Raw genomic sequence first — 16,848 nt, 5'->3', positions numbered from 1 at the left:
GGGCGGGGTTTCTTCAAATCCGGAGACACCTATGCCTGAATTCATGCAGTTCCTGCTGTCGGGGCTGACCGTCGGCGCAGTCTATGCGCTGGTGGCCCTGGGCTTTACCATTATCTATAACGCTTCCGATGTGGCGAACTTCGCGCAGGGCGAGTTCGTGATGCTCGGCGGCATGATTACCGCGTTTGCCTATATGGCGGGCGCGCCGTTGCCGTTGGCCGCTTTGCTGGCCATCGTGGTGACGGCAGCCATCGGGGTGGCGCTCAATAAACTGGCGATCGAGCCGGCGCGCGGCGCCCCTGTCGCCAGCCTCATCATCATTACCATCGGCGCATCCATTTTTATCCGCGGCGTGGCGCAGGTCGTGTTCGATAAGCAGCTGCACCGCTTTCCGGCGTTTTCCGGCGATGACCCCATCCGCGTGCTGGGCGCGACCATTCTGCCGCAAAGCCTGTGGGTGATCGTCGGCGCGCTGGTGATTTTCGTCGGCCTGTGGCTGTTCTTTACCCGCACCCTGACGGGCCGCGCGGTGCTGGCGACGGCGAATAACCGTATCGCGGCGCTGTTGGTAGGGATCAATACCAAATACATCATGACGCTGTCCTTCGCCTTGTCAGCAGCCATCGGGGCGTTGGCTGGCGTGCTGGTGACACCGATCACGCTGGTGAGCTACGACATCGGCATGACCATGGCGCTCAAGGGATTTGCCGCCGCCATGCTGGGCGGCATGGGCAACCCGAAAGGGGCGCTGGCCGGCGGGCTTTTGCTGGGCCTGCTGGAGGCTTTCACGGCGGGTTACATCAGTTCGCAGTACAAGGATGCCGCCGCGTTCGTGGTGATTCTCGGCGTGTTGTTCTTCATGCCCCAGGGCCTGTTCGGGCGCCGTACGGCGGAGCGGGTGTAAATCATGAAGAGACTGTCTCCTAAACATGCCACCTTGCTGGTGCTGGCGATCCTGATCGCGGTGGCGCCGCTGTTTTTTCCTTCGTCATATTACTTGCGCGTCGGTTCGCTGATTTTCGTCAACGGCCTGGCCGTGGTGGGTATCGTGGTCCTGACGGGCTTTGTCGGCCAGATCAGTCTGGGGCATGCCGGATTTCTCGGCATAGGCGCCTATGCCTGCGCGCTGGCGCCCAAATACCTGGGCTTGCCGGTGCTGCCGGCGGCGCTGCTGGGCGCGGTGATCTCCGGGGTGCTGGCCTGGCTGGTGGGGCGGCCCATTCTGCGTTTGCGCGGCTATTACCTGTCCGTGGCGACGCTGGGTTTTGGCGTATTGGTTGCGATGGTGCTGACCAATGAGGCCTGGCTGACGGGCGGCCCGGACGGCATTGCCGTGCAGGATCCCGGCATGCGCGCTGCGCTCAAGGACATGGGCCTGAGCCTGAACAACGCTGAATTCTGGTACGCCTTCAACGGCATCATGCTGGTGCTGGGCGCCTGGGTGGCGCTTAACCTGCAATACAGCGCCACGGGGCGCGCATTGCGGGCGCTGCATGGTTCCGAAGTGGCGGCGCGTACGGTCGGCGTGGATGTGGCACGTTTCAAGCTGCGCGGCTTTGTGATCTCTGCGGTGTACGCTTCCCTGGCGGGTTCGCTGCTGGCCATGCAGAACCGTTTCATTACGCCGGATGCGGCGAGCTTCATGCATTCCGTGGAAATCGTGACGATGGCCGTGCTGGGCGGCGCCGGTTCGGTGCTGGGCGCCATTTTTGGCGCGGCGGTGCTGACGGCATTGCCGCAGGTGCTGACCTTCTTCCAGGAATATGAGCAGATTGTGCTTGGCCTCATCATGATGCTGGTCATGATTTTCCTGCGCGGCGGCGTTCTGCCCAGCCTTGCGCGCATCATTCGCGGGAGGGGCTGAAATGAGTCTATTGGAAGTTGCCGGTGTCGGCATATCCTTCGGCGGCCTGCGCGCGGTGCATGATGTCAGTTTTAAGGTGCGCGCCGGAGAAATCGTTTCGGTCATCGGCCCCAACGGCGCCGGCAAGACCACTTTGTTCAATATGCTGTCCGGCGTGTACCAGCCGGGTTCGGGTGAAGTGCGGCTAGATGGCGAGCCGGTGACAGGCATGGCGCCGCACTTGCTGGCCCGGCGCGGCATGTCGCGTACCTTTCAGAACCTGCAGATCTTTCCGGCCATGACAGCGCTGGAAAATGTGGCCACAGGCTTTCACCTTCAGGAAAACGGTTCCTTGCTGGCGGATTTGCTGGGTTTGCCCTCGGCACGCCGCCGCACCCGCCGTTCAGAAGAACAGGCGCGGGAACTGCTGGAGCGCGTGGGCCTGGGGCGGGCGGCGGATTTCGAGGCGGCATCGCTGTCCTATGGTTCGCTCAAGCGCCTGGAAATCGCCCGGGCGCTGGCACTCAAGCCGCGCCTGCTGCTGCTCGATGAACCGGCAGCCGGCTGCAATGCCGTCGAAACCGAGGAGATCGAGCATCTGGTGGCAGAAGTCGCCGCCAGCGGCATCTCCATCTTGCTGGTCGAGCACGATATGAAGATGGTCATGCGGATTTCCAACCACATTGTGGTGCTGGACCACGGAGAAAAAATCGCCGAAGGCCTGCCGGCTGAGGTCGCCAGCCATCCGCGGGTGATCGAAGCCTATCTGGGCGCGGCGGCGAAGGAGGAGGCGGCGAAACATGCTGAGCGTTAACCAATTGCGGTCGCGCTACGGGCGCATTGAAGTCCTGCATGGCGTGGACCTGGAAGTCAGCGCCGGTGAAATTGTCGTGGTGGTGGGCGCCAACGGCGCGGGCAAGACCACGCTGTTGCGCTGCCTGTCCGGCATACAGCCGGTGCAGGACGGCAGCATCGTCTTCCGGGGCCAGCGCTTCAACGATGTGCCGGCCTACAAACGGGTCAAGCACGGCCTGGCGCAGGTGCCTGAAGGGCGGCAGATTTTCACCAGCCTGTCGGTGGAGGAAAACCTGCGCCTGGGCGCCTATTTATATTCCGATGAAAAAGTGGACCGGGACATGGAAGATGCCTTCCAGTTGTTTCCGGTGCTGCGCGAAAAGCGCAATCTTGCCGCTGGCGGGCTGTCCGGCGGACAGCAGCAGATGCTGGCCATGGCGCGCGCGCTTTTGAGCCGGCCCTCCTGCCTGTTGCTCGACGAACCCAGCATGGGCCTGGCGCCCATCCTGGTGGCGCAGATCTTTGATGTCGTCAAAAGCCTGAAGAGTCTGGACGTGACTGTCCTGCTGGTCGAACAGAACGCCTTTGGCGCCTTATCCATTGCGGATCGCGGTTATGTCATGGAAACTGGCAAGATCACGCTGTCCGGTCCGGCACAGCAACTGATCGAAGACCCGCGCATCCGTTCGGCTTACCTGGGAATGTAGAAATGAGCATTACGATAGAACGTGCTGACGGCCTGGCCGTCGTTACCGTCGATTTTCCGCCTGTCAACGCCTTGTCGCAGGCTTTGCGCAGCGGCCTGATCGCTGCGGCAGAAGAATTGGATGCTGATCCTGGCGTGCAGGGCGTGGTCCTGATTTGCGCGGGCCGCACCTTTATCGCCGGGGCGGATGTTAGCGAGTTCGGCAAGCCGCCGCAGGAACCGCATTTGCCGGATGTCGTGGCGCGTATCGAAAATGCGGCCAAGCCCTGGTTGGCGGCCATTCATGGCAGCGCGCTGGGCGGCGGCCTGGAAATTGCCCTGGCTTGCCGTTTCCGGGTGGCCTTGGCGGGGGCCCAGGCCGGGCTGCCTGAAGTCAAGCTGGGCCTGGTGCCGGGCGCTGGCGGTTGCGTGCGGCTGCCGCGCCTGATTGGCGCCGCGCTGGCCGTGGAGGCGGTGACACGCGGCGCGCCGCTGAGCACGGCCAAGGCGCAGGCGGCAGGCTTGTTCGATGCCGTCGTCGAGGGTGATTTGCGTGGCGAGGCCCTGGCTTATCTGCGTGCGGCGTTACAGCGCCCCTTGCCCCTGCCTTTGCTGCAACGCGAGGTGGCGCCGGCGGATGCCGGTTTCTGGGAGCAAGCCCAGGCGGATCTGCGCAAACGTGCTGGCCGTGAGGTCGCTCCAGGCCTGGCGCTGGAGTGCGTGCGCCGCGCATGCGAAGGCAGCGTGCAGGATGCCATGGCGTTCGAGCGGGCCAGCTTTCTGGAGCGCCGTGCGTCCGATCAGGCGCGGGCCCTGCGCCATATCTTCTTCGCCGAACGCGGCGCTGCCCGTCCACCCGAACTCAATGGCGTGGAGGCCCGCGCGGTCAATCACGCTGCCGTGGTCGGCGGCGGCACCATGGGCGCGGGCATTGTCGTCGCCTTGCGTGACGCCGGTATTCCGGTGATCCTGCTGGAGCGTGATGACACTGCCTTGCAGCGCGGCCTGCAGCGGGTGGCCGATATCTATCAGAGCAGCGTCAAGCGCGGCCGCCTCAGCGAGGCTGTGGCGGCCGAGCGTGTCGGCGGGGTGCGCGGCACGACGGCGGATGCCGATCTGGCTGAGGCGGATCTGGTCATCGAAGCGGTGTTCGAGGATTTGCAGGTCAAACGCGATGTGTTTGCCCGCCTGTCCCAGGTTTGCCGGCGCGACGCGATCCTGGCGACCAATACGTCCTATCTGGATCCGGCGCTCATTGCTGAAGGGCTGGCCGCCCCCGAACGCTTTATCGGCCTGCACTTTTTCAGCCCGGCGCAGATCATGAAACTGCTGGAAATCGTGCCGGTGCCGCAGACTGCGCCAGACGTGCTGGCAGCAGGTTTTGCGCTGGCGCGCCGCCTGGGCAAGATTCCGGTGCGCGCCGGAATTTGCGACGGCTTCATTGGCAATCGCATCCTGCGCACCTTGCGGGCGCAGGCCGAGCGTTTGCTGCTGGCGGGCGCCACGCCGCAAGCGGTGGATGCGGCCATGCGCGCCTATGGCATGCCCATGGGGCCATTCGAGGCCCAGGATCTGGGTGGCCTGGATATTGCCGCGTTCCAGCGCAAGGCGGCGCGTGAGCGCGGCGAAGCCGTATTCGCGCCCGTGGCTGACCTGCTGTGCGAACAAGGCCGCCTGGGGCAAAAAACCCAGGCCGGCTGGTATGACTATGCGCCAGGTGAGCGCCGCCCGCAGCCGTCGGCAGCGGTGGCCGGGGTGATCGCCCAGGCGGCAGCGGGCGTGCCGCAGCGCGAATGGAGCGAGGCGGAGATCGCCGACTGCATCGTGTTGCCCATGGTGAACGAGGCGGCGCTGATCCTGGAGGAAGGCATTGCCCAGCGCGCGGTGGATGTTGACCTGGTCGAAGTGCATGGTTATGGCTTCCCGCGCTGGCGCGGCGGCCTGCTGCATGACGCGGCGGCGCGAGGTTTGCAGGAGGTGGCCGCACGCCTGCGTGAACTGGCGGCCGCCGGGCTCGCGTCTGCGCCATGCCGCAGGCTGGAGCAAGCGGCGGAAACTGGTACATTCTGAGTGTCGGAGATTTTCCAGCACTCGTCATTCCAGGCCCGTGAGCAACGCGAATTCCACTTCTGAAACCGGCCAGCCTGCCTTGCAGGCTGGCGCCCATGCGCCCCTTGGCCAGCCGGAAACCGTGGTGCAGCGTCTGCTGGCCGCCAACCCGCCCAAGGGCGCCGCGTTTATCGTTACGATTTACGGGGATGTGGTGGAGCCGCGTGGCGGCGTGCTCTGGATGGGCAATCTGATTGAAGCCTGCGCGGCGGTCGGCATCAGCGAAAGCCTGGTGCGCACCGCCGTTTCGCGTTTGGTGGCTGCCGGGCAGTTGGAGGGGGAGCGGGTCGGGCGGCGCAGTTTCTATCGCCTGACGGCAGAAGCGCGGGCGGAATTCGCCTATGCGGCGAGCATCCTCTACGAACCGCATGATGCCAGCCAGTGGCGGCTGGTTTATCTGGGCGGCGGTGATCCCGACGCTGCCATGCGCCGCCTCAAGCGACTGGGGTATGCCGCCTTGAATCCGCGCCTGGCCATTGGGCCGGATGGCGCGCCTGAACTGGCTGCGGATGCCCTGGTGTGGGACGCCAGCGTGGTGCAGGGCGGGGCCGCCATGCGCCAGTTCGCAACCGAGTATTGGGATTTCCAAAGCTACGCCGAGGCCTTCAGCGCATTCATTGAACGGTTTGCGCCGGTGCAGGCCATGGCGGCGAGCGTCGAACCCTCCATGGCTTTGACTCTGCGGCTGCTGCTGGTACACCAGTACCGGGGCATTGCCCTGCGCGCGCCGCGCCTGCCGGCCCAGGCGCTGCCCTCCGATTGGGCGGGGCATGAAGCCCGGCGCTTGTTTGCTGCTTTGTATCTGGCGCTATCCCGGCCGGCGGAGCGTCATATCGCCAATCATTTCATTGACGGCGATGGCGCCTTGCCGGAAGCGGGGCAAACTGTCAGGCAGCGCAGCGCGCAGCTGCGGCAGATGCAGTGATCCGCCTGCGGCCCTGGCCGGGTGCCTGAAGCAGGGCACCCGCGCGGCCAAGGCGTTCTGATTATTCCTGGATGCGCCAGGAGGCAAAGTCGGTAATGAAGACCGGCACGTCCTTGCGCATGCCGCTGACCCCTTTGCGGGCAATGCTGATCCATTGCGGCTGGTACAGAAAGGCGGCGGCCGCGTCGTCGGCCAACTGGCGCTGGGCAGCTTGCAGGGCGGCGGCGCGGCTGGTGTCATCACTGGCCGCGAGCGTGTCCTGGTAACGCTGCTGGAAGGCCGGGGCGTCGTAGCCGGTGTAATAGTCGGGGTTGGCGAAGTTGCCCAGATCCAGCGGCTCGACATGCGACACGATGGTGAGGTCGTAATCATGGGCGCCGCCATAGACATTGGCCAGCCATTGCGCCCATTCCACATTTTTGATGCGGGCCTGGATACCCGCCTGCGCCAGCAGCGCGGCGATAATCTCGCCGCCTTGGCGGGCATAGGGCGGGGGCGGCAGCAGCAGGTCCAGTTGCAGCGGCAGCGCGACGCCAGCCTCTTGTAGCAAAGCCTTGGCCTCGGCCGGGTCGTAAGGATTGATGCCGGTTGTGTCGATATAGGCCGGGGTGCCCGTGGTATAGAAGCTGCCGATAGGCAGGCCGTAGCCTTCGGCGGCGCCTTCGATGACCGCTTCGCGGTCAATGGCGGCGAGTATGGCGCGGCGGACACGCACATCATTCAGCGGGGCGCGGCGCTGGTTGATGGCCATCATGGTTTTGGCGCGCGAGCCGCCTATCACGATGTCAAAGCGGGGGTCCTGCTGCAAGCGGGGCAGGCTGCGCGAGGCCTGGATGCGCGGAAACGCATCAATGTCGCCAGCCAGCAGCGCAGCCGCCTGGGCGGCCGGGTCACTGATGAAGCGGATGGTCACTTCGTCGATGGCAACCTGGCTGGCGTCGCGGTAATCCGCCCATTTCTTCAATTGCAGCTTGCTGCCGCGCTGCCAGTCTGCCAACTGGTAAGGGCCTGTGCCGATGGGACGGGTCGCATTGGTCGCCACGCTGCCGGGTTCGACAATGGCCGCTGTCATCATGCCCAGGCGGAAGGGCAGGTCGGGGTCAGCCTGCGGCAGGGTGATCTGCACCGTCAGCGGCTCAGGGGTGGCAATCTGCCACTGGGAAAAATGGCGCCGGTCTTTGTTGGTGCTGTTTTCCGCACCGGCCCGCTCAAAGGCGAAACGCACGGTTTGCGCGTCCAGCGCCGCTCCATTATGGAAGCGCACTCCATCCCGCAAGCGGAAGGTATAGGTCTTGCCATCATCGGAAACCTGCCAGCTTTCCGCCAGCAGCGGGGTGACGCTGCCGTCTTCCTGGATTTTCGTCAGGGTTTCGTAGATGTTGTAAAGCGTGACATCGGCAATGGTTTCAGCGGCGCTGGCAGTGGGGTCCAGGGCCGGCGGTTCTAGCGTCATGCCTATGGTCAGGCGCTCAGGCGCGGCCAGCGCAAGCATGGGCAAGGCGCTCAGGGCACAGCCCAGCAGCAGTTTGCGTAGCATTTCAAGTCTCTCCGGTTTTTGTTGTTCAGGCCGGCAGGCGGCGCCGTAACGGCGCCAGCCGCGGGTCCAGGGCATCGCGCAAACCGTCGCCCAGCAGGTTCAGGCCCATGACAGCCAGCACGATGGCGGCCCCGGGGTAGAACGCCAGTTCCGGGGCGGTGAAAATCATGGATTGCGCTTCACTCAGCATTCTGCCCCAGGATGGGGCTGGGGGTTGCACGCCCAGTCCTAAATACGACAAGGCGGATTCCGCCAGAATGGCGATGGAAAACTGCAGCGTGGCCTGGACGATCAGTGGCGAGGCCAGATTGGGCAGCACATGGCGCAGCGCGATATGCCATTCGGTACGGCCTGCGGCCCTGGCGGCGGCAATATATTCCATTTGCCAGATCACCCCGGCAGAGGCGCGCGTGACGCGGGTGAAGGTGGGAATCATGGCCAGGGCGATGGCCAGGATGGCAATATCCAGGCCCGGGCCGCTGGCCGAGGCCGCCGCCAGAATCGTGGCCAGCAGGATGGCAGGAAAGGCGAAGCTGAAATCCGCCGCGCGCATGATGAGTTCATCCAGCCAGCCGCCGCGCATGGCGGCGAGCAGGCCCAGCAGCGCGCCTGCCAGCAGGCCCAGCGTGACGGAAATGGCGCCGGCCAGCAAACTGCTGGCGGCGCCGGCCATCAGCAAGGACAGGACGTCCCGTCCCAGCGGGTCGGTGCCCAGCCAATGCGCCGCGGAGGCCGGCAGCAGCCTGGCTTTCATATTGATGCCATCCACTGGCCAGGGGGTCCAGACCTCGGCCAGCAGCGCAATGCTGATAAATAGCGCCACCAGGACAGCACCGGCCACAAAGCGGGGCTGACGCAGCAGCCGTTGCGCCAGGCCAAGCTGACGGCGCGGCGTGACCGGGCCGGGGGCTAGCGGGCGGGTCATGCCTGCGCCCTCCGCCTGCGCGGATCCGCCAGGCCGCAGCCGAGATCAGCCAGAAAATTCACGCAAATCACCATCAAGGCCAGGAACAGGACGGCATTGCGCACGACCACGAGATCCCGGTTGGCAATGGATTGCAGAATCAGCCGCCCCAGGCCAGGCAGATTGAAGACGTTCTCTATCACAATGGCGCCAGCCAGCAAATGGGCGAATTGCAGGCCGGCAATGGTCAGGATGGGAATCAGGGCATTGCGCAAGACATGGCGGGCCAGCACCAGATGGCGCGGCAAACCCTTGGCCATGGCCGTGCGGACATAGTCTTCACGCAGGACATCCAGCACTGCGGCCCGGGTGATGCGGGCCAGAACAGCGGCCTGTACCAGCGCCAGCGCAATGGCAGGCAGGACCAGCGCCTGGAGCGCGGCCAGCGCGCCTGTCTGCCAGCCCGGAAAACCACCGGCCTGGAACCATTGCAATTGCACGGCAAACACAATAATCAATAGGATGCCCAGCCAGAAGCCGGGCACGGCCAAGCCGAGCTGGCAAATGCCCATGACCAGCAAATCTCCGCGGCGGCCATGGCGCAGGGCGGCATAGATACCGGCGGCCAGCGCCAGCAGAACCGTCAGCGCCATGGAAAGCAGCGCCAGCGGCAGGGTCAGGGCCAGGCGTTCGGTGATCAGGCTGGCGACCGGGACATTGTAGGCATGGCTATCGCCCAGATGGCCCGATAGCAAGCCGGACAGCCATTGCAGATAGCGTTGCCAGGCGGGCAGGTCCAGGCCCAGACGCGCCGTCAGGGCCGCCACGGCTTCTGGCGGCGCGTCCGGGCCCAGGCTCATCTGGGCCGCGTTGCCGGGCAGCACTTCCAGGGCCAGGAAAATCAGCAGGGTAGCGACGGCCAGCGTAGCCAGCAGGCCTGCCGCCCGTCGTGCCAGGTAATGTTGCATGAGGCAGGTCAGAGAGGGGCGGGCACCGCTGGCTTGGCTTCTGTTCCAGGGCGGCCAGCAAGACTGGCGGCGCAGAAAACAGAAAACGCTGGCAGGCGGTTCCGTCCGCCCTCTTTGGACGGAAAAGCGCAATATACCCTGTCGCGCGGCAAGGATGTTGGACGGCTGGCCCGCAGGAGCATGCCTGCGGGCCAGCCGGGCCGGTTGCCCCGGCCGGGGCGGCGTCAGGCGTTGCGGCGCAGCTTGCGGGGGGCGGATTCAGCCAGAAACAGACTGACCACGGCACCGGCGGCGATGCCGCCGAAGGCGAAGTACAGGGTGTACTCGATGCCATAGTGCTGGGCAATCTGTCCGGCGATGGCAGGCGCGAAACCGCCGCCGAAGATCTCGCCCGCGCCGCAGACTGCCCCGATGGCGGCGGCGACCAGCCCCGGCGGCGCTGCTTCCATGGCTACCGGCCCGGTGAAGAGGGCAAGCAGCCCCAGGCAGAAGAAGGACACCACGAACAGCGCGGCGAACAGCAGCCAGGGCGTGGCGCCGATACGGGTGAAGGCCAGCAGGGCGATGGCGCCGCCAATAAAGGCCAGCACGGCAGCCAGGCGGCGGCCAATGAGGTCTGACGCGCCTGGCACCAAAAATTCGCCCAGGAACCCGCCAAACCCGACAGCCGAGACAATCCAGCCCATTTGCGTGCCGCTCAGGTGCAGGTAGTCCATCAGGTAGCTGGGCATCATGGCGCCGATCACGAAGATACCGGCCATGGCGCAGAGAATGCCCAGCATGGCGAGCACAACATTGCGTGAGCGCAGCAGGTCGGACCAGCGTGCGGTCGGCGCAGGCGCGGCTTTGGCAGCAGGGGTGGCTGGCGCCTTGGCGCCGTTCCGGGCAGGTTCGCGGATGACGCGATACAGCCCCCAGGCGACCAGCAGGCCGGGTAAGGCTGAGACCAGGAAGACATAGCGCCAGGAAGGCATGACAACCAGCAGCTGTGTCGCGATGATGGGCGCAAAGCCCAGCCCGAACAGCGCAAAGGCGCTTTGCTGCAAGCCCTGGTTCAGGCCGCGGCGGCGAGGGTGGGAGGCTTCACCCGCCGCTGCGACGCTGGCCGGGCAAAAGGCGCCTTCGGAAATGCCCATGGCGACGCGGATCAGCAACAGGCTGGTCAGCCCGCCGGCCAGGCCGGATACGCTGGACAGCAGGGAAAAGACGATAGTGGAAATGACCAGCACCTTGCGCCGTCCGATCTGGTCCGCCAGGCGTCCCATCAGAATCGCGGAGACCCCCCAGGCGATGCCCAGCGCGCCGATCAGATTGCCCAGATCCTGGTAGCTCAGGCCCAGGTCCTGCATCATGAAGGGGAACAGCGGCGCCAGCAGCCAGCGGTCCAGGCCGATCAGCCCGAAGCCCAAGGCCAGCAGCGACACCGATTGCCATTCATAGCGGGTGTCGAAACGAGTGTTTTCCATGGCTTACCCCTGGGCGAGCGCGCGTGCCAGGCCTGCGGCGGAGATAACCTGGCCAAAGGCGGATTCGATTGCGTTCTGCGTGGCTTGTTGCGAAGCATCATCAAAGCCGCCAGTGGCATCGCCGACAAAGGCAACCTTGAAGTCACGCATGAAGGCGCTGCGGGCGGTCGATTCGCAGCAGACGCTGGTGACGGTGCCGATGATGATCAGGGTGTCGATGACGGCATCGCCGCGCATGGTGCGGATCAGCGTTTCCAGATTGGTGTTGTAGAACGCGTCATAACGGTGCTTCACGATGACCGCATCCCCGGCACGCGGCGCCAGCTCATCGACGACGGCGGTGCCGGGCGTGTTGTCGCGCAGGCCGCTGGCCACCAGTTGCGGGTGCATCTGGGTTTCAATGGGCGAGATATTGAAATCGTCGTACAGCACATGGCGGGTGTAGGCCACGGGCACGCCGTATTGGCGGCAGCTGTCCAGCACGGCCTGCATGGCGGGCAGACGTTCGCGCGCCGCAGGGACTTCCATGACAGCGCCGGGGCGCACGAAGTCATTCTGCATGTCGATGACGAGCAGCAGCGAGCGGCTGGGAATGATGGGCCAGCGCAGGGAAGTTTCGTTACGCATATGTCTCCTCCGGGGGAATGAATCAGTTGTCCGGGGAGTGTAGGGGGCGCTCCGGGGCAGGCGTCCGGCGGAAATTGCGCCGTTTCCGACGATATTGCGCGTTTTATGCGCGGCGGCCTGCTGGCATCAGGCCGGGCGCCAGCAGTTCGCGCGCCGTCAGTTCGTGCACCGTCAGTTCGCGCGTCGCCAGGCTGCCGGGCTCAGGCCCTCCTGGCGGCGGAATAGCCGGGCCAGGCTGTCCGGGTCCTGGTAGCCGACCTGGGCCGCGATGCGTTCCAGCGGCCAGTTCGTGGCGCCCATCAATTGCTTGGCGCGCTCGATCCGGCGTTGCAGCAGGTAATGGTAGGGCGACACACCGGTAGAGGCCTTGAAGCAGCGGATGAAATGGTATTTGGTCATGCCGCAGGCCTGGGCCAGATGGTCCAGGGAAAAATCCTGGGCCAGATCCTGCTCTATCATTTCCAGAGCCAGCTTGAGCGCGCGCGCATTCAGGCGCGGCGCGCTGCGCCCGGTTTGGCGTTCATCATGCCGGCGCCATTGTTGCGCCAGCGCATTGAGGATGGTGACGCAATAACTGTCGGCCAACAGCCGGGGGCAGGCGCTGCGGGCAGCTTGCTCTGCGAAAGCAATAATGCTGGCATACAGGAAAGGGTTGGCAAAGCCTTTTTGGGCCAGCATCCACAAGCCGTTAGCCGCATTGCTGACTTCCAGTTGCTCGAAGTAATCCGCGGCGCTCTGTTTGTCGATGGACAGAAACGTGACACGCGCGGCGCCGTCCTTGATCCAGCGGAACGGGGTATCGGGCGGAATGACATGCACCGGATGGGGCGCGCTGCTGAAGTGGTCGTGATAGCCCCAGCCCAGATCCACCATGGCCGTGGACAATTGATATTCATGCGAAGCCAGCAGCACCAGCTCTGGCAAGGCCGGGCTTTGCAGATCATGGGCGACAAAGCGGCAGGTTGTCAGGCGCGCGCCCGTATCGGGGCGCGGCGTTTGCGCTTCCAGCCGGTAGGCGGTGTTGGCGGCGATCAGGTCATGAAAGGAGGCGGCGGCTGGCATGCAGTAACCTCGCGTAAAAGAAGAAAGCCGAAGAAAGCCGGCGGGCCGGCAAGCAGGCGGGCTGCCGGCAGAAGCGGCGCTGCGGCGCGGGCCCATCCTGCCTGGGCGCTATCGTGCCATCGTAGCGCTGCTGGCGCAGCATGCATTTCAAGCGATGGCCTGTTTATTTGCCATCGGGGTTTGCACGGGCCGTTCACCTGTGCGGTAACCATATTTCAATATTTGGATAAACCACATCGAAATAGCATAAAGTTATATGAAAAACTTATTTCCCAAGCTGTAGGGCTGGTGTGACAATCAATCCATCACTTCCGTGATGCCGCCGTTTCTGCCGCAGGCATCGCCATCATCGCAAGAGGTTATTCATGAGCAATACTTTGAGGCTGGGCGATATTGCCCCTGATTTCGAGCAGGATTCCTCCATCGGCCGTATCCGCTTCTACGACTTCCTGGGCGACCAATGGGGCGTGCTGTTCTCGCATCCGGCTGACTTCACGCCGATCTGCACGACCGAGCTGGGCTATACCGCCAAGCTGGCTGACGAGTTCGCCAAGCGCAACGTGAAAGTACTGGCGCTGTCGGTGGATGGCGTGGATTCGCATGGCCGCTGGATCGACGACATCAATGATACGCAAAACACCACGGTGAACTTTCCCATTCTGGCAGATGAAGACCGCAAGGTATCTGCGCTGTATGACATGATTCACCCGAATGCGAACTCCACGCTGACGGTGCGTTCGGTGTTCATCATCGACCCCAGCAAGAAAGTTCGCCTGACGCTGACCTATCCGGCCAGCACGGGCCGTAACTTCAACGAAATCCTGCGTGTGATCGACTCGCTGCAACTGACCGATAACTACAGTGTCGCCACGCCAGTGAACTGGGAAGACGGTGATGATGTCGTGATCGTGCCGTCGCTGAAAGACGAAGAAGTCATCAAGCAGAAATTCCCCAAGGGCTACAAGGCGCTGCGCCCCTATCTGCGCCTGACGCCGCAGCCCAACAAGAACTGACGGTTCCTGCCCGGTTTCCGGGAGATCAGCGGCCTGCCCTGTGACGGGGCAGGCCGCTGTGCTTTCCGGCAGGCCTGATCCCGGAGTACTCTTGGGCTCAAACGCGGCAGCGCAGCAGCCTGCGGCGGCCGTGAGCGGTGGCGCAATGCCATCCGCACGGCTGGATCAAGCCCTGGCCTGATGGCCGGGAATCAGAGGAGTCAGGATGTCAGGAATTTCGCATAATCTGCCAGGGCGCCGCCGTCTGGTGGCAGCATTGTTGGCTTTGCCTGTGCTGGGGGCAGCCCTGCCTGCCGGCGCGCAGCAGCAAACAGACCGGCGCGTGGTGTTTCCGGCGGCGGTGCAACAGGGCACGCTGGTGATAGGCCGGGTGCCGCCAGGCAGCTCGGTGCAATACGGCGGGCGGCAATTGCGGGTCACGCCTTATGGCTCCGTGGTGTTCGGTATCGGCCGGGATGAGCGCGGGCCAGCGCAGGTGGCGGTGACCTTGCCTGATGGCGCCACGCAACAGGCCAGCATCCGCATTGACGCGCGCGATTGGCCTTTGCAGCATGTCAATGGCGTGCCGTCGGCCACGGTGGAACCGCCGCCCGCCATCGCCCGCCGGATTCAGACCGAGCAGGCCAGAGTCGTTGCCGCCCGCGAGCGCGATGATGAACGGGCCGACTTCGCCCAGGAATTCATTTGGCCGGTGCAAGGCCGTATCAGCGGCCGCTTCGGGCGTGCGCGGGTGTACAACGGCAAGCCGGGCTCGCCGCATTCAGGCATGGATATCGCCGCGCCCAGCGGCACGCCGGTCAAGGCGCCGGCAGCGGGCATCATCACCTTTGCCGATCCCGATCTGTACCTCACTGGCGGCACCATTCTGCTGGACCATGGTCATGGCGTCAGTTCGAATTTTCTGCACTTGTCGCGCATAGATGTTCAAGTCGGCCAACGCGTGCAGCAGGGCGATGTCATTGGCGCTGTCGGTTCTACCGGCCGCTCCACCGGGCCGCATCTGCACTGGGGCATGAACTGGTTCGGTGTGCGGGTGGACCCGCAATTGGTGCTGGAACGCAAACGCTGACCGGCTTGCCGCAGGACGGCCGGGCGCGACGGCCAGCCAGGGTTCAATCGGCAAAGGCGAACTGCAGCACCCGGCGGGCGCCGTGCATGAGCATGTCGAAATGGTCGTGTTCTGCGGCAGCCAAACTGGTGACCGAGCACTGGGGGTTCGCGGCGGCAAGCAGCGCGGCGGCCTCGCCGACCCGGTTGACCATGGCCCGCTGGGCCAGATGGGCCAGGCGCTCTGCCGGCAGCGTGGCCGCGGGGTATTGCTCTTCCTGGCCGACCGTCAGCATGACCCGTTCGACATGCGGGGCCAGGCGGGCTGCGCCTGCTTTCAGGCGGCGCATGGGCAGGGCATCGCTGAACCAGAGTGATGGGCTGGCTGCCCAATAACGCTGGAATGGCGCATGGGTCGTGGCCAGCGTGTCAACGGTGAACAGGCCGCTATAGGAAAAACCGAAGAGTGTGTGGCGTGTGGCGTCCAGCGGAAACTGCGCCGCAATGACGGGCCGCAGCTCATCCACCAGAAAGCGCCGGAAGGCGGCCGCCCCGCCGAAGGCGGGCGACAGCAGATCACCGGAATCGGTATCCGGCACAGGGGTGTAATCACTTGCCCGGGCATCAATGTCGAAAGCCTCATCGCTGGCATGAGCAATCCCTATCACCAGGCCAGCAGCCAGTCCGGCAGGCCCCGGCCGGCGGCCCGCTGCGGGCGGGCGCGAGGGGCGCGGCAGGGAGACGCTGGCCAAAGGGAAACTGGCGCCGCCATCCAGCATCCAGAGCACGGGATAACCGGCCGCAGGCGCAGGCAAGTGCGGTTTGCTGACCAGGATATGGTATTGGCGGCCGGTATGAACGGAACGCAATTCGAACTGCCAGGCTGAGGGCAGCTGCGCTGGCTGCCAGCTTGCGGGCGCGGCAGGCAGCCCGCCGATGACAAGGGGGGCGGCACTGAGGCTGGGGTCAGGAGCGGCGGGAGAGTGCGGCATGGGCAAGAGACGAAAGGGCGTAGCAATCAAAAGGGAAAGACGGCGTCAGGAAAGACGGAACGCTGGCGGGCAGCGCATGCGCAGGCCGTGAAGCGCATTTTCTGAAGCTGGGGGCCTGCGCCAGGGGGGGGCGGCGCGGGCCGGGCCGACAACAGAACGCGCCGGCGGACAGCACGCAGAGCGGGCTGGGGCACAGCGCTGGCGCAACGGGTGTTGTGTTCCTGCCGCGTCCTGCATCAAAGCACTTGCAGAAAGTACTGTGTTTTTATACAGTATCAATCAGCAGGCCGGCATTGCACTGGAAGCAGAAGCAAAACCGGGGCTGCAAGCCCCCCCAAGGCTGCAACCGGGGGTCCGGCGAAGCTGCATGACATGCGTCGCCATCTTTTGTGCCTGATGTCATGCATCGGCCTCAGGCAGTCGTCCAATGCCGTTGTCATTGGCCCATTGCCATGCGCTAGCTCTCCGTCAATCTTCAGACAGTTAGCCCTTGTCCTTTGCATGCCAGCAGCACGTTGCCAGTTTCCTTGCCGGAGCGATCCCATGTCCAGTTCAGCACTTGCCTCTCAATTTGATTCTATCGCGTTCCCCTTGCCGAGTGGGGCGGGCCATGCTGCGCGCCGTTCGCTGGCACGCTCGGCCGCGCCGCGCCAGTCGGTGTCCTGCCCGGGGCTGCCCCGCCAGGAAGCAGCCGTACCTGTTGTGGCATCGGTGGCCGTGGCGGATGGCGCAGGCATGCCTGCGCGTGCAGCGGCTTCCTTGCCTGCGCGGCAGGCGGGGCGGGTGGCGGGCAACCTGATGGGCAGCCTGCCGGGCAAACCGCAAAAAGGCATTCCGCTTCAGGCATCGGCGCAGGGGACCTTGTCATCCGTGCA

The 16,848-nt window shown here is 64.7% G+C and carries 16 protein-coding genes; 9 read left to right on the top strand and 7 right to left on the bottom strand.

Annotated elements, in window-relative coordinates:
* The first annotated feature begins 31 nt into the window (after positions 1 to 31).
* From ACTJGZ_RS06745 to ACTJGZ_RS06720, 6 genes are read left to right on the top strand one after another with little or no spacing between them, the layout of a single operon-like run.
* Positions 32 to 904 (top strand): branched-chain amino acid ABC transporter permease, encoded by an 873-nt coding sequence (locus ACTJGZ_RS06745; protein WP_441662180.1) that lies wholly within the window; start codon positions 32 to 34, stop codon positions 902 to 904.
* Positions 905 to 907: 3 nt separating this feature from the next.
* Positions 908 to 1,864: a branched-chain amino acid ABC transporter permease gene (locus ACTJGZ_RS06740; RefSeq protein ID WP_441662179.1), complete on the top strand. Its 957-nt coding sequence runs from the start codon at positions 908 to 910 to the stop codon at positions 1,862 to 1,864.
* A 1-nt stretch (position 1,865) separates the two neighbouring features.
* Positions 1,866 to 2,657 (top strand): ABC transporter ATP-binding protein, encoded by a 792-nt coding sequence (locus tag ACTJGZ_RS06735; RefSeq protein ID WP_441662178.1) that lies wholly within the window; start codon positions 1,866 to 1,868, stop codon positions 2,655 to 2,657.
* On the top strand, positions 2,644 to 3,345 hold the full coding sequence (locus ACTJGZ_RS06730; RefSeq protein ID WP_441662177.1) for an ABC transporter ATP-binding protein: 702 nt from the start codon (positions 2,644 to 2,646) through the stop codon (positions 3,343 to 3,345). The genes ACTJGZ_RS06735 and ACTJGZ_RS06730 overlap by 14 nt, the downstream gene beginning before the upstream one ends.
* 2 nt (positions 3,346 to 3,347) lie before the next feature.
* On the top strand, positions 3,348 to 5,393 hold the full coding sequence (locus ACTJGZ_RS06725) for a 3-hydroxyacyl-CoA dehydrogenase NAD-binding domain-containing protein (RefSeq protein WP_441662176.1): 2,046 nt from the start codon (positions 3,348 to 3,350) through the stop codon (positions 5,391 to 5,393).
* A gap of 37 nt (positions 5,394 to 5,430) precedes the next feature.
* The gene (locus ACTJGZ_RS06720) at positions 5,431 to 6,357 is read left to right on the top strand and encodes a PaaX family transcriptional regulator C-terminal domain-containing protein (protein ID WP_441662175.1); all 927 of its coding nucleotides are present in this window, start codon (positions 5,431 to 5,433) and stop codon (positions 6,355 to 6,357) included.
* Positions 6,358 to 6,418: 61 nt separating this feature from the next.
* On the opposite strand, the gene ACTJGZ_RS06715 is transcribed toward ACTJGZ_RS06720, so the two are convergent.
* From ACTJGZ_RS06715 to ACTJGZ_RS06690, 6 genes are all read right to left on the bottom strand, one after another.
* Positions 6,419 to 7,894, bottom strand: a complete 1,476-nt coding sequence (locus ACTJGZ_RS06715; RefSeq protein ID WP_441662174.1) for an ABC transporter substrate-binding protein — start codon at positions 7,892 to 7,894, stop codon at positions 6,419 to 6,421.
* 25 nt (positions 7,895 to 7,919) lie between these two features.
* On the bottom strand, positions 7,920 to 8,819 hold the full coding sequence (locus tag ACTJGZ_RS06710; RefSeq protein WP_441662173.1) for an ABC transporter permease: 900 nt from the start codon (positions 8,817 to 8,819) through the stop codon (positions 7,920 to 7,922).
* Positions 8,816 to 9,766, bottom strand: coding sequence for an ABC transporter permease (locus tag ACTJGZ_RS06705; protein WP_441662172.1), 951 nt, complete (start codon positions 9,764 to 9,766; stop codon positions 8,816 to 8,818). Before ACTJGZ_RS06705 ends, ACTJGZ_RS06710 begins: the two co-directional genes overlap by 4 nt.
* Before the next feature lie 224 nt (positions 9,767 to 9,990).
* Entirely contained in the window at positions 9,991 to 11,232 is a 1,242-nt protein-coding gene (locus ACTJGZ_RS06700) for an MFS transporter (protein ID WP_441662171.1), read from the bottom strand.
* A gap of 3 nt (positions 11,233 to 11,235) precedes the next feature.
* Entirely contained in the window at positions 11,236 to 11,859 is a 624-nt protein-coding gene (locus ACTJGZ_RS06695) for an isochorismatase family protein (RefSeq protein ID WP_441662170.1), read from the bottom strand.
* 171 nt (positions 11,860 to 12,030) lie between these two features.
* Entirely contained in the window at positions 12,031 to 12,921 is an 891-nt protein-coding gene (locus tag ACTJGZ_RS06690) for a helix-turn-helix domain-containing protein (protein WP_441662169.1), read from the bottom strand.
* A 365-nt stretch (positions 12,922 to 13,286) separates the two neighbouring features.
* On the opposite strand from ACTJGZ_RS06690, the gene ACTJGZ_RS06685 reads away from it, so the two are divergent.
* Positions 13,287 to 13,934: a peroxiredoxin gene (locus ACTJGZ_RS06685; RefSeq protein ID WP_441662168.1), complete on the top strand. Its 648-nt coding sequence runs from the start codon at positions 13,287 to 13,289 to the stop codon at positions 13,932 to 13,934.
* A 205-nt stretch (positions 13,935 to 14,139) separates the two neighbouring features.
* Complete coding sequence (locus ACTJGZ_RS06680) at positions 14,140 to 15,003, top strand: M23 family metallopeptidase (protein ID WP_441662167.1); 864 nt, start codon at positions 14,140 to 14,142, stop codon at positions 15,001 to 15,003.
* A 43-nt stretch (positions 15,004 to 15,046) separates the two neighbouring features.
* Here ACTJGZ_RS06680 and ACTJGZ_RS06675 read toward each other — a convergent pair whose 3' ends face one another.
* Positions 15,047 to 15,973 carry an alpha/beta hydrolase gene (locus tag ACTJGZ_RS06675; RefSeq protein WP_441662166.1) on the bottom strand — a complete coding sequence of 309 codons (927 nt, stop codon included), beginning with the start codon at positions 15,971 to 15,973 and terminating at the stop codon, positions 15,047 to 15,049.
* Positions 15,974 to 16,516: 543 nt separating this feature from the next.
* Here ACTJGZ_RS06675 and ACTJGZ_RS06670 point away from each other — a divergent pair.
* Positions 16,517 to 16,848: hypothetical protein (locus ACTJGZ_RS06670; protein WP_441662165.1), on the top strand; the 332-nt coding region annotated here is incomplete at its 3' end.

The sequence above is a fragment of the Kerstersia sp. genome (genome assembly GCF_052103615.1).
Lineage (GTDB): Bacteria > Pseudomonadota > Gammaproteobacteria > Burkholderiales > Burkholderiaceae_B > Kerstersia.
This window is presented reverse-complemented; position numbering and strand designations above follow the sequence as displayed.